Source organism: Atopobium sp. oral taxon 416, assembly GCF_018128285.1.
GTDB lineage: Bacteria > Actinomycetota > Coriobacteriia > Coriobacteriales > Atopobiaceae > Olsenella_L.
The window spans coordinates 1,542,680-1,555,801 of record NZ_CP072380.1 but is presented as its reverse complement, the minus strand read 5'-3'; the positions used below and the strand labels follow the sequence as shown (position 1 = coordinate 1,555,801).

Below are 13,122 nucleotides of genomic sequence, written 5' to 3'. Positions count from 1 at the left end.
TGGGAAGCATGGAGAAAACCGTCACAGTAGCGGTCCCAGCCACGAGCGCCAATGTGGGTGTCGGCTTCGACACGTTGGGCATTGCGCTGAATTGGGAAGCAGTTTTCTCGTTCACACCCGCGGATCACTCTGAGATCACGGGCTGCGAAGAGCGTTTTCGGGGTGAGGATAACTTAGTCCTCACCAGCTATAGGGGCGCCTGTCGGCGTATGGACGTTAAACCGGTACCCGTGCACATCAATATCGACTCCTCGATTCCCCTCTCCGGAGGATTGGGATCGAGCTCCGCCTGCGTCGTTGCGGGCATCATGGGTGCAGAGCGCCTGGCAGGGCGTCCTCACAATAAACAGCTCTGCCTGGATATCGCCACCACTATGGAGGGACATCCGGACAATGTCGCCCCCGCAATCCTCGGCGGTTTGGTCTCCAGCTTTGTAAACGGCACCACGACAACCTCACTGCGCTTCGATATCGCAGATTCCTGGCGTTTTGTGGCCTTATCGCCGCACTATGAGGTGAGGACCGCTGATGCCCGACAGGTAGTACCCATGTCGGTTCCGACGGAGCTTGCAGTTTGGCAGATGGGTCGCATCGTCGCCACGATTAGAGCGTTGGAGACCGGCGACGAAGGTCTTCTGGAAGAAGTCAACCAGGATCGCCTCCATGAGCCGTACCGTTCGAAGCTGATTCCTGACTATGAACAACTGCGGGAACGCTCGCTGGAAGCCGGCGCCTGTTCCTTCATTATCTCCGGCTCCGGATCCACGATGCTTGCGATCTGCGGCAATGAGGATGTCGCCCAGGATGTGGTGAGCGCCGTAAAGGGCATGGTTGAGGGGCTGCAGGTGCGCATCTGTGCTGCCTCTGCAACTGGGGCCTACTATTTGGAATAAATGATCTTTACGCTGTATCTTTGCTGCGTGTACGTCGACGGTGGCGTGCACGCAGATATAGTATGAGCAGACCGGCACAGGCGCCTGCACAGTCAATCAGGACATCGCGAAACGAGGGGGATCTCCCGACTGTATTTGCCTGTATCACAAATTCATCCACGAGCGACACCGCAACGATCGTGAGGGCCGTCTTGAACACGGCTGCTTTCACCTGGTGCCACCTAAGCCGTGCAGCATGGCTGACAAACAAGCCTAAAATCAGATACTCGGTAAAGTGGGCGCACTTGCGCACAATAAAGGTCACAAGGTCGGTGTCGTAGACCTGCAACGACTGGGCCAGTGGCGTCACAAGCCTGACGATCGCGCCGGATTCATTGCCCGAGACAAAACCATTCATAAAGGAATGGCCCCAGATCATACAGATCCACAGTATGACCCAGATTAAGGAATCTATGTATCGCCGATGCTGTTCCGTCACCGAAGCCTCTTAAGCCTCCTGCGATTCATGCTGCTCGCGTTCATGCTCATAGCGTGAAGTCAGATGCTTGAGGCGCGTCGGGCGGTGGGTCTTCTTGTGCACACGGTGGGTATCGACCGGTTGGATACGCTGGCTTCCACCATCAATCACCGTCAGGAGGTCGCGGGTATCCTGAGAGACCTTCTTCTCAGGCTTTTCGCTTTCAGAGGTTCCATCGTTCTGATCCGTATGCTGGGCATGTTTGGCACTCTGCTTGAAGTGTTTTGCTGCATGCTCCTCAGTATCGATCGGTTTGGCCTGATCGAGGTTATTGCCTACGGGCGATAAAGCTCCGGCGTTGAACAGATCACCTTCGGTGTCATCCAGGGAGTTGGATGAGGTGACAACATACGGGAAGATTTGGCTATCCAGGATATCCTGCTGCTCTTGGCGATCGCGCTTGTCGATGGAATCCAGAGCAGACTGCCACATATCCTCGTCGAACTCTTTCTCGTCCTCTTCCTGCTCGTCTCTGGGCTGCTTCTCGCCGCTGCTCGCTTCTTCGATAGGCTCCGCTTGTTCTTCAGCAGCTACCTCAGGCATCTCTTCAGCGGCTTCCACCTCGCTCTGAACCTCTTCTCCAGCAGGTTCTACCTCTGCTTCGGCAACCGGCTCAGAAGTCTCTTCAGTTTCTTCTTTGACGTGCTCTTCAGCAGTGGGTCCTGCCTCTTGCTCCGGCGTTACTCCGCTTGGCTCCTCTTCCTCGACATTTGCCTCAGCGGCTACCTCCGGCGTTTGCTCCAGGGTCTCCCCAGCCTCAGCAGGCTCCGCTTCGGTTTTTGTTTCAACCTCAGAGGTTCCAATCTCCGTTATCGACTCAGGCTCAGAAGTTTCAACGCTAGCTGTTTCTGTCGTCTCAACCTTCTCAGTTTTAATTGGAGTCACCTCAGGCGTAGCGACAGTATGGGCGCCTCCTGGCTCCACAACGGTCTCTTCGTTGGGAACCCCTTCCTCAGGCTCCTGATGCTGGAAGTGCTGTGGTGAAGGCTCTGCCGCTTCTGTATCTGCCTGCGCAAATGTCTGTTGGGCAGAAGCTACAGAATCCTGGAATGGGATATCGTCGACTTTCTGCTGGATCACGGAATAGTTGTCGTCGATATCTATGTCCATGGGGCCTGAAATATCGTTGCCCATGGCCTTATGCCACCATCCAGTTCCGATATCGCCGACCGTGCCATCTGCACGGGTGATAACCGGCACATCCTCCATCGGGTCATGGCCTAATCGATCCGCTAGAACTTCCGCGACGCCGTGGGCGCGCTCCTGCATACGCTGTGACCAGGTACGCCGTTTGACATAGTTCGTGGCGATATCGCCGTAGTCATCGGAGGAGTGAGCACCATGACCAGCCGATTTCGGTTTTGGATGCTGCTTTACATAGGAAGAACGCATCTGTGCGGCACGCAGGAAATCGGTGGTTTCATCCGTGCTGGCGCTTTTCACCCAGTCATCCACCTGCTCCATTTGCGGGATCCTGTCATTGAGCACATCCACCTGTGATTTGTTTCCAGTGCTGTCCTGCTGGCTCTGAGGTTCTTCTTCCCTAGAAGACTCGGCCTCAGAGCTAGCGACAGCCTCGGCATTGAAGTGGGCGCCGTGATAGTCAGCGGAAACGCTCTTCTGCTCTGGAGTCGTCTCCAGGACAGTCGCATCCTGGCCGTCCGGATCGCTTTCAGGCGTCTTATGATGTGCACCATGCACGCTCTCGCTTTGGGGCCCGTCGTCCACCTCAAGCTCCGGATCATCCGCGTCGTAGACATAGGTCTTCGGCCTATCTCCGGGTTCACAAAGGTGCTGCGGCATATAGGCGTCGGTCTGATTGAGCTCTTCATTTTCTTCAGAGGCCTTCAGCTCATTGACCAGGTTACGTTTGGCGTTGTGCCAGGCGATCGCGCTGACGATGCCGGTGATTGCGACACCGGTGCCCACACCCATGGCAAACGGTCCCCAATTGATCGAGCCATCAGACTCAGTGAGCGCCTGTGCAGGCAAAGGAAGTACGCCCATCGCGGTAGTCAATAAGCCTGCATACACTGCTGGATTGACTCTCTTTGCCTTCATGTATCGACCTCCATGGCCTTTAAGAATATGAAATATAAGCAAACAGCGAACGTGCCCCTCGGATACCGTTCTGTCTCAGCAGCGGTGTCCTGCGTCTGAAGCCCGTTCGTTGCAATGAATACTTCGTTTTAATACTGCATTTATGGAATCTGGAACCACGCTCACAGAAACTACTTTCTTACTTTACTGATATAGCGAAGCATTGCAAGCAAATGCCATTCAAATTCATTAACCTGCATAATCTCAAACACTTCGGACGGATCGGGGGTGGTAGCGGAAATCCGTACCGAGCAGCTGGTCTGGAGGACAGATATACACCTCCAGGAGAGGACGAGAGCTAAAGAGTTCTATGTCAGGTACGCGAGAAGGTGGGTGCCGCACCACGCGAGCTGGGATATCCGAGTCGCGTCCAACTTGTGGCATGGTATAAGGAATGGGAGGCAGGCAAAGGCAGCTTGGCAGAAGCGCTCCGCTGTAAAGCACTATCTCTCCCATGGCAGATACAATCCTTCACCCACCGTGAGCTTGGCTACCCAGGATGTTCGCAGGTCCTTGTCGGCTGGATTGACGAGCTCGCGCCTGTGGAGCGCAAGACGACAGCGGCAAGATCGTTCAGCGTCGGGAAGAGGCAGCCGAAGCGGCCGGATCGGGCCCGTGCCTTACTGTACAGGTGGAGGCGGGAGCTGGCATGCGGAAGAAGCGTCGCCATGCATACAGGAGCCAGCCGATCTCTTCGCGTGTCAGATAGTTAACCTCGCATCTCTTCTCTATGCACTAGGGAATGTCCGATGTTCGCTTCATCTCGCTAAGCCGCTTCGGGACCCTGTATGCCGCCTAGGAGCAGAATGCCTTTATGGCCGCGAGCCTGCAGTCTACGGTCTGCGCCGAATTGTTGCGCCTCTCGGCCAGGAACAGCAGGAATTCCTCGATGTTCTCTGCCGTGAGCTCGCCCATGCCCACCTCCGATGCATCGGTGCCCCTCTCGTCGCACAACCATCTGAGCATAAGCGAGAACACATCGCGATACGAAGAGACGCTCTGCGGTGACAGCTTCCTTCCGGCAGCCATCCGCTGGAGGAAGAATCCTTTCAGGAGTTGGAAGAAGCTGTCTATCATGGCTGCTGTGTCTCCATCCGCATCGCGCGGCAAAACGAGTCCGCCGCCACTGCCATAAGATTCGGGATGCCTGTCAGCTACCAGTAGGTATCGAAGAGCTTCCTGTGCCGATATAGGCCGAAAGGTAGGGCATCATCGCACTCACGTCCTCGCCTTTCGCATGCCAGTGCAGCAGCGCCACCACGCAGAACGAGTGGCGCAGGTCGTACGGGTGCGGCCTGCTTCCTGCGAAGGCCTCACCTCTGCCCAGAAGCGTCCAGCGTCTCTTTGAGAACATGCCTTCCGCAGAGTCCCTGCTGAGGGGCCTCACCGCCCGACACGATCATGCTATCCGGCGCCCCGCTGCCTTTCTTCCTGCTCCGCCCTGCGATGCGCTCTGCGGTGATCGGCGAGACCGGAATCGTCCTGGGTGCGTCGAACTTCGAATCCCTTGTCGCCAAGGGTCTTAGCATGCGCATCGAAGTCGGCATCCTTAAGGCCGAGCGACCGCCTGCGCGCAGCCCGCATGATCCCATGAGCCCTATCAGAAACGCGAGGCCCTCGCCCTTAAGGCTGTCAGACGAGCCTGCCGAGAGCGCTTTACGCATGAGCAGGCAGGTATCCTCCTCGCTGTAGATGTATGGGACGATCCGCTCGGACGTGCTTTTGAGGAGCCCAGGGTGCATCGTGGGGAAGGCAGGGTCGAGCGCATGGGCGAATCTTGAGAAGCGCCTGACCGTCTCGTATCTTTGTGCCTGATACGCTCTTGGGTGGCCCGCTCTGCTGCATGCCCAGGCAAGTGCCGCCTCCTTCGTGGTGTCGCAGCTACGCAGGAAGGCTGCAAAGGAGCACAGCCCTCGGGCCTCGCCGGCAAAGTCGAACCCGAGCGCTCGCTTGTATGCTATGCATCTGTCGGCCATCTCCTCACTCCCGCTCACAGCAGCCCCTCTTTGGGCCACGGCGACGCGACCCTGCACAGGTTCTCCATGCTGACCTTCACGTATCCCATCGTCGTATCCACGCGCTCGTGCCCCAGCACGTCCGCGATGGTCTTCGCGTCGATCCCCGCATTGGCCATGTTCGTGGCCACCATCCTGCGCAGCCCATGCGTCTTGTGGTATGCCTCGATCCTTGCACGGCCACCAGCCAGCGACATCGCCGTGTGGACCTGGTGTGGCCGCATGGGTGTTCCGGCTGTGCTCAGGAAGAGGGAGCAGGTGCCTTCGGCCTTCCTGTGCATCGTGGTATAGCGCTTCAGCGCCGCTTTCGTGCGGCCGTCCAGGGGCAGCACCCTCCCTGTCCGGCTCTTCGATCCGTGCACGGCAAGTGTGCCGTGCGCCCACGAGATGTCATCCAGCGAAAGGTTCGCGACATCGCACGCCGCCCTGAGCCTGAAGACACCCATGCACAGGGCCATCGCTGCGTCCCTTGCCCCGCGCAGCGTGTTGGAATCGCAGGATGCTAGCAGCGCCTCCCGTTCCCCTTCGGACAGCCGTACGGGGACACCGCATCGAGCGGCACGCACTCTTGTGCCCTTCCATCTCAGGGAGCGGATGTTAGGATCTCAGGTCGTATCCCTTAAGGGCACGCACGCACGCGCCTTCGTCCGTGGCTGCAGCCGTATGGTAGTCGACGAAGTCATGCAGGGTGATTGTCCTGCGCGCGAAGGTGCCACCGGGGAAGACGGCGTGCAGGAACAGCTTTACCGAGGCGATCCTGCTGCGGATGGTCACGGGCTTTATGTTGCCGTGGACGGAGAGATACTCCCTGAATTCCGCAAGCTTTGCATCGATCGTCGCATCCGGCTGGAGCTTTGAAGGGACGATGTACTCGCGGTAGGGCTTTTCGAACCTGTAGGTCCACCATCTGCTCACGGCTGCTGCAGGGATGGTCGGCGCCGTGTTGCACGGCAGCTGCGAGATGTAGTCCTCGACGATCTCCTTTGCCTCGCCCTCGGTCAGCTCCGAGCGCTTCCGGCCTGCTCTTCAGGAACGTGTTGACCCAAAAGAGGTAGTTCTGCGATGCGGTCTTTGAGTAGCCGCTGTCAAGCAGATGCCTGTGGAAGCCTTCAAGCTGCTGTATCCTGTCCATTTTGTCTCCTCTCTGCAGGATGCAGTCCCGACAGGGAAGACACTACAGCGTTATACGCTCATCGGAGCATGAACGTGTTCCTCTGCCTGCTGTGCGGCGCCCGCTCGGCACATAACCGCATCCGGCGCATTAGAGGATATCTTCGGGACGATGAAAAACGAGATGTTCTATGGAAGGGACTATACGAACGCCACGCTGGATGAGCTGGAGGCAAAGATGGACGAATATATCGTCTGGCACAACGAGAAGCGCCAGAAGAGGTCACTCGGGAGCATGAGCTCGCTCCACAATACAGGTGCAGCCTGGGGCTTGTGGCTTAGGGGAGACAGGTATGGATTCCCGTTACCACCACTGATCTCTATACAACGCAGCAGCGAGCCCTTTCTACATACCTGAAAGTGTAAACGCACAATGGCCCCGGAGGGGACCATTGTGAATATATTAGTCTTCTAACTAATTTATCAGAGCGCTTCAATGTAGTTTGATTGCTGCGCCGCTTTTTTAGCTGAGCGGATCAGGAACTCTTCATTGGAATCGGTCGCTTTAAGGCTCTTCACCAAGGCAGTTTCGGCGCGCTCAGTGTTATTCATGTTTGCGAGCACGCGGCGGATGCCCCAGATAAAGGGCCGCTCCTCCGGATCAAGCAGCAGTTCTTCGTTACGGGTACCGGAAGCAACCGGGTCGATTGCCGGGAAGATACGCTTATCCGCCAGGTCACGGTCGAGCTTGAGCTCCATATTACCGGTACCTTTGAACTCCTCAAAGATCACTTCATCCATTTTAGAGCCTGTATCAACGAGGGCCGATGCCAGGATGGTGAGCGACCCACCGTTCTCGATGTTACGGGCAGCACCTAAGAACTTCTTGGGCGGATACAATGCCGCGGAGTCAACGCCGCCGGAAAGGATACGGCCCGAGGCCGGCATAGCCAGGTTGTAGGCACGCGCCAGACGGGTGATTGAATCCAGGACTACGACAACGTCCTCCCCCATCTCAACCAGGCGTTTGGCGTGCTCGATTACGAGTTCAGAGACCTCGGTGTGGTTGGAGGCAGGCATATCAAAGGTGGAAGCCACAACTTCGCCCTTGATGGAGCGCTGCATATCGGTAACTTCCTCAGGGCGCTCATCCACAAGCAAGCAGATCAGATGGACTTCGGGGTTATTTGCGGCGATCGATTCACAGACCTTTTTAAGTACAGTCGTTTTGCCGGCCTTAGGAGGCGAAACAATCAGACCACGCTGGCCTTTGCCGATCGGAGCAACTATATCAATGGCGCGGCCAGTGATTGAGTCCTTACCGTGCTCCATCTTCAGGCGTTCATTAGGATAGATCGGGGTCAGATCGCGGAACCGTGGACGGTGTTTTGTCTCTTCGAGGCTCTTGCCGTTCACGCTCTTGATTGAGATTAAAGGCGGGAATTTAGAATTGCTGTGGTTGGGGCCGACGACCCCTTCGATCTTATCGCCGGAGCGCAGGCCATTTTGTCTGATGACCTGCTGGTAAACAAACCCGTCGTTGTCCCCCTGCATGTAATTGCCGGTACGGATAAACCCGTACCCTTCAGGTTGGACGTCCAAAATACCGGAAATGGGATGGAACCCTTCCGCTTTTGCGGCAGCCTGGTAAATTGGCTCGATCAGTTCTGCTTTACGGACACCTACATAGTTGACGCCCAGCTCAGCCGCCCTGCTTCTGAGTTCTGCTACTTTCATCGATTTCAACATGTCACGCGTGAGCGAAGGCTCAGTGTTCGTGTCCGGCTGATTATGGCGGCTATTGCGCCGGCGATTGCTTCTGTTGTGATTATTGTTCTGATTGTGTTGGTTATTGAAACGGTTATTCCGTTCGTTGTGTTCAAAACGCCTGCTCTGATTGTGGGTGCGATGCGCACGCTCCGGAGCATTATGAGCAGGTTCCTTAGCCTTTGAGCCTGATTCCTTTTCGTGGGCTGCTTTTGTATCCTGCACAGACTCCTGTGGCTCTTTTTCGCCCTTATGGGCAGCTGGAGCGCCTTTTCCCTCGGTATTCTCACCGTTTTCCTGCCCCTGGGGCTCTTTCTCAGCAGTAGCTTTACGGGCACGGCGGCGACGGACCGGGGCTTTTCCCTCTGTAGGCGTGTCTTCACTTTGAGACGTGCCCTCAGCCTCTTCGGCCTGCGCTTTTACCTTACGGGGACGTCCACGCCGTGCGGGCTTTTTAGCCTCGACACCTGTTTCGACGGTAGCTTCATCACTGCTAGCTTCAGCCTTCTTGCGTGATACCCGTCTGCGCCGTGGCTTTTTAGTCTCAGCAGTTTCCGGCGTTTGTGCAGTTGGCGAAGAAATCAGTGACAGCGTTGTGTCACTTGTCGTTGGATTTTCCGACAAAGTAATCCTACTTTCTTATACTTTGTATCAAACAAACACTTTCTACAGGCAGAACACAAGTGTATTTAAGCAGCATATCTGACTGTAGAAATATAACATTGTGAAAGGACGTCTGTTTCTTTCACAAGATGTACCTATTTCATCAATGGGTTTTCTTCAGGATCCAATGTATTTCCTTACAAAGGACTATAACACACTATTTCCTTCTTATGCATTAAACGGCGAAAAAAGGGGCTGCCGAAAAATATCTGTACATCAGGCATACAGATCGGAGCATCTGATTGAAGTGTCCGAACCTGTAAGATAGGGAAAGCCTGATCCTTTCTGAACCCCTTCCCATACAGACAGTACCATTGTAGGGCATGCAGCCTCGCAGACGATACTCCTGTACCATTGTACCGGCGTGCCGCAGCTAAGCGACCGGGGGTCTGCTCCTCGCTGTACCACGCGACGAACTTCTCGGCGGTCACCCTTAAGCTCTGGCGGGTGTACTGTACTCCTCCTGCCGCAGACATTTGCTCTTGAGCGTCTTGAGCCATCTTTTCATGAGGGCGTCGTCCCTTCATCTTACCCTTCCTGTTCAGGCTCTGCTCCACATGCATGGAGGCGAGCAGCGACTACGTACTTATAGAAGCCAAACACACCTCTCTGCTCAAAGTTCATGATGGAAGAGCAACCCGTGTTTTGCGAAAGCCTGCCCGGCGCAGGTGGCGACCTCCTTGTCACACATGGTGTCAAAGGGCTTCCAGCAGACGATGTAGCGGCTGAACCGATCGATGACGGTCGCCAAGGTAGGTGTGCCTTTCCCCTGTCTGGATATAGGTGATGTCTGTGGAACAGACCTGGTTGGAGAGGAGGACCTTCTTGCTCTTCAGCAGGTACGAGACCCACCTCGACTCCCTGCTGGGTGCCGAGAGCGGGCAGCAGGGGCAGATACCTATGAGCTTTCTCAGCCTGTAAGCAGGTGGCACATGCCTCACCCTGCCTCTTTAGCATCCTCGTGCCGAATGTGGGGCTCACGATATGGATACGGTCTATCTCGGCCGCGAGCTGTTCGTCCTTTGCAGACCAGGCATTTGCGCCGCTGCCTTCTTTCCCTGCTATGTCGCGCTAGGCACTTACCCTGCTCACACCGGATAGCTTGCAGGAGAGCTGCTTAAAGAGGCCTTCCGGAAGCTCTCCTGTTGCCTCACGCCTTGGGGTTCTATCCGTTCCTGTCTAGGTGCTGCTGGCCCATGAGATTGTTGTAGCAGTAGATGTTGTCATCAACTCTTGCTATGAGCCCATCTGTAGTGAGGCTCGATGTCGGTCCCATCTGTTCTTTATGTGTCTCCAGAAGCTCTCGATGCAGGTGTTGTCCCAACGCCGTGCCCTTCTTGACATGGATCAGTTGATCTTATACTTCCTTGAGGTTGTCCCGATAGGCGCGTGCTGTGTAGGGGGTGCCTTAATCTGAGCAGACTCATATGTCATCCGGTAGATCGAGCCCCTTGAACTGGTCTCAAGTGTCGAGCACGAACATCTCCTCCATCGAGGTTGAGCTTCAGTGAGCGAGCATGACGTTGGTCTTGCAGTCAATAATGCCCGAGAGATAAACGAAACCTTCGTCTTTGCAGGGCAGGTAGGTGTTTGACCGTGGAGATTACCTTCAAGGGTGCGCTGCACCTGAAGCTGCACTCCACCACGTTCTTCGCCACCTTGGGCTTGCCGTCTGTGACATGCGGCTTGCAGGACCTCTTGCACTTCTTGCCCCACACGATGCCGAACTTGTGCATGATGCGCTGTACCTTTTTGCGGCTCCCCACGACGTCCTGTTTACGCTCTAAGGTTGTTCACCGCCTGATAAGACCCTTTCTTGAAGCTGGGTGACGGCAAGGCGTGCTCGGAGAAGAAGAAGGGCGCTTTTCCGCCAGCCTGCTGCGCGCTGCCTGCCTGAAGAAGTTCAGCTACTTTTTGTCAGATTGGCGCCACGCCAGCCGACAAGGACAAAGATGTTTTGCAAGCGCAAGTGGAACGGCACCACTTAGACAGGTTTGAAGGAGTACATCGATCGCTGTATCGTCAGGCACAACACGCCAAGGCACAAGTGCTCGCTTAAAGGCGTGAGCCCAATGGAGTTCAGGAAGGCTTTGGGCTTGGCCCTGGCAGCTTAGGATTATCGATGGAAATGGTACGGATTTCCGTCACCACCCTCATCTGTAAAAATCATTTTGCAATTACATATGCTCAGGGGCTGAAACGCCGATCAGATGCAGGGTCAGTGCCAAGACATGACGCACCGCATCGCAGGCTGCGAGACGTGCACGGGAGAGCTCCGAATCTACCGGGCGTCCCGGGCTCGGCAGCACCTGGCACACGTTGTAGAAGGCGTGGAAGGCAGCAGCTAGCTCTTCAGCGTAGTGTGTGAGCTTGAATGGGGCACGCTCACGTGCACAGGAAGCCACAAGGCCGGGAAACTCGGAGACCTTACGCGACAAGGCCAGTTCAGCGGGGTCAGTCAGAAGCGACAGGTCGTAATCGCTGCCGATAGCACGCTTTCCCACTTCATCCATGCCCGGCTTCTGTGCCTCTTCAAGTGAGAGGTTGCACGCACGGCGCAGGATGGAGCAGATGCGGGCATGCGCATACTGTACGTAGTACACTGGATTGTCATTGCTGTGCCGTTTGACGGCTTCAATATCAAAGTCGATGGTCTGATTTGAGCTCTTTGAGATCAAAGTGTAGCGCACTGCATCCGGGCCTACCTCGTCCAAGAGCTCCTGCAGGGTGATCATCACGCCTTTGCGCTTTGACATCCTGACCGGTATTCCATCACGCAGCAGGTTTACGAGCTGGCCCAGGAGCACCTCGAACTCACCAGAATATCCCAGGGCCTCACAGACAGCGTTGACACGTGCGATATAGCCGTGGTGATCAGCGCCCCAGACATCGATCACATGGTCCACACGCTGGAACTTGTTGTAGTGGTAGGCAATATCAGAAGCGAAGTAGGTATAGTCTCCGTTTGACTTAATCAGGACGCGGTCCTTATCGTCTCCATACTTGGTGGAACGGAACCACAGTGCCCCGTCGTCGGTCCTATAGAGGCAGCCCATCTTATCGAGCGCGGCAAAAGCACGCTCAACCGCATTGGTACCGTTTGCATCCTTTTTGTAGAGGCTACGCTCAGAGAACCACACATCGAAGGTGCAGTGGGCTTCCTCGCAGGTGTGCTTGATGATTGCGAGCATCTTCTTGTAGCCGCGCTCACGGAATTCCACGACACGCTTGTCGCTCGGGGCATTCACCCACTTATCGCCGTCTTCCTGCGCGAATTCGCGAGCGATATCAATGATGTACGTGCCGCCATAGGCGTTCTCGCCTAAGGTTTTATTGAAGTCATCCATGTAGGGATGGGTCTCAGGGTGCTCATCCTCTTCGTCCTCAACGAATTTGTCGCGGTCAGCACAGAGGATTGTGTAAGTCCCGTCCAGATCAGTGTTGTGATCTTTCTCAATCTGGAAGAGCTGCAGATAACGCTTGGAAAGCGAGCGCCCGAACACGTCCATCTGGGAACCGTGGTCGTTAATGTAGTACTCACGCTCCACCTGGTAGTTGGCGTGTTCCAACACCCGGCACAGGGAATCCCCCAGGGCGACCCAGCGGCCGTGTCCCACATGCAAAGGTCCTACCGGGTTGGCGGATACAAACTCCACCTGCACTTTCTGACCGTGGCCCACATCGCTCTTTCCGAAGTCATTCCCCTGCTCAAGCACCTGGCGGAAGACCTCGTTTTGGGCTCCGGTGGATAGGTAGAAGTTGATGAAGCCCGGGCCCGCAATTTCGACTTTCTTAACTGAGGTATCGTTCTCGAGGTGATTTACGATCGCTTGGGCGATCGCGCGGGGGTTCATATGCGCTGAGCGGGCGGACTTCAGCGCAATCGTGGAGGTCCAATCGCCGTGAGCAGTCTCATTCGGACGCTCTAAGCAGGCGTCAGACGCTTCAAACGCCGGAAGCTCCCCCACTGTCTGTGCCGCTTTCAGGGCATTCAATACGATTTCCGATAGAGACTCACTCATACACGTAGCTCCTTTAAAGCTCCTGTCTCATATTT

The 13,122-nt window shown here is 55.8% G+C and carries 11 protein-coding genes; 2 read left to right on the top strand and 9 right to left on the bottom strand.

Annotated features, from left to right (window positions below; all coding sequences use genetic code 11):
- Positions 1–8 precede the first annotated feature (8 nt).
- Positions 9–893, top strand: coding sequence for a homoserine kinase (gene thrB / locus J4859_RS08265; RefSeq protein ID WP_249113566.1), 885 nt, complete (start codon positions 9–11; stop codon positions 891–893).
- A gap of 7 nt (positions 894–900) precedes the next feature.
- On the opposite strand, the gene J4859_RS08260 is transcribed toward thrB, so the two are convergent.
- The 6 genes from J4859_RS08260 to J4859_RS08235 all read right to left on the bottom strand — a co-directional run bounded on the left by J4859_RS08260 (position 901) and on the right by J4859_RS08235 (position 6,440).
- Positions 901–1,371, bottom strand: a complete 471-nt coding sequence (locus J4859_RS08260; RefSeq protein ID WP_212328874.1) for a VanZ family protein — start codon at positions 1,369–1,371, stop codon at positions 901–903.
- Between the two features lie 9 nt (positions 1,372–1,380).
- Complete coding sequence (locus J4859_RS08255) at positions 1,381–3,471, bottom strand: hypothetical protein (RefSeq protein ID WP_212328867.1); 2,091 nt, start codon at positions 3,469–3,471, stop codon at positions 1,381–1,383.
- 834 nt (positions 3,472–4,305) lie between these two features.
- Positions 4,306–4,587, bottom strand: coding sequence for a site-specific integrase (locus J4859_RS08250; RefSeq protein ID WP_212328865.1), 282 nt, complete (start codon positions 4,585–4,587; stop codon positions 4,306–4,308).
- A 236-nt stretch (positions 4,588–4,823) separates the two neighbouring features.
- A complete protein-coding gene (locus tag J4859_RS08245; RefSeq protein ID WP_212328862.1) occupies positions 4,824–5,504 on the bottom strand; it encodes a hypothetical protein in 681 nt (226 codons plus the stop codon).
- Positions 5,501–6,091, bottom strand: coding sequence for a tyrosine-type recombinase/integrase (locus J4859_RS08240; RefSeq protein ID WP_212328860.1), 591 nt, complete (start codon positions 6,089–6,091; stop codon positions 5,501–5,503). Before J4859_RS08240 ends, J4859_RS08245 begins: the two co-directional genes overlap by 4 nt.
- A gap of 31 nt (positions 6,092–6,122) precedes the next feature.
- Positions 6,123–6,440 (bottom strand): hypothetical protein, encoded by a 318-nt coding sequence (locus J4859_RS08235; RefSeq protein WP_212328858.1) that lies wholly within the window; start codon positions 6,438–6,440, stop codon positions 6,123–6,125.
- A 328-nt stretch (positions 6,441–6,768) separates the two neighbouring features.
- Here J4859_RS08235 and J4859_RS08230 point away from each other — a divergent pair, with 328 nt between their 5' ends.
- Positions 6,769–7,053 (top strand): IS3 family transposase, encoded by a 285-nt coding sequence (locus J4859_RS08230; RefSeq protein WP_371812239.1) that lies wholly within the window; start codon positions 6,769–6,771, stop codon positions 7,051–7,053.
- A 65-nt stretch (positions 7,054–7,118) separates the two neighbouring features.
- Here the strand turns inward: J4859_RS08230 and rho are convergent, their stop codons facing one another.
- From rho to argS, 3 genes are all read right to left on the bottom strand, one after another.
- Positions 7,119–9,026 carry a transcription termination factor Rho gene (gene rho, locus J4859_RS08225; RefSeq protein WP_249113565.1) on the bottom strand — a complete coding sequence of 636 codons (1,908 nt, stop codon included), beginning with the start codon at positions 9,024–9,026 and terminating at the stop codon, positions 7,119–7,121.
- A 652-nt stretch (positions 9,027–9,678) separates the two neighbouring features.
- Positions 9,679–9,816, bottom strand: coding sequence for a hypothetical protein (locus tag J4859_RS08220; protein WP_212328854.1), 138 nt, complete (start codon positions 9,814–9,816; stop codon positions 9,679–9,681).
- A gap of 1,426 nt (positions 9,817–11,242) precedes the next feature.
- Positions 11,243–13,087, bottom strand: a complete 1,845-nt coding sequence (argS, locus tag J4859_RS08215; protein WP_212328852.1) for an arginine--tRNA ligase — start codon at positions 13,085–13,087, stop codon at positions 11,243–11,245.
- Positions 13,088–13,122: the final 35 nt, after the last annotated feature.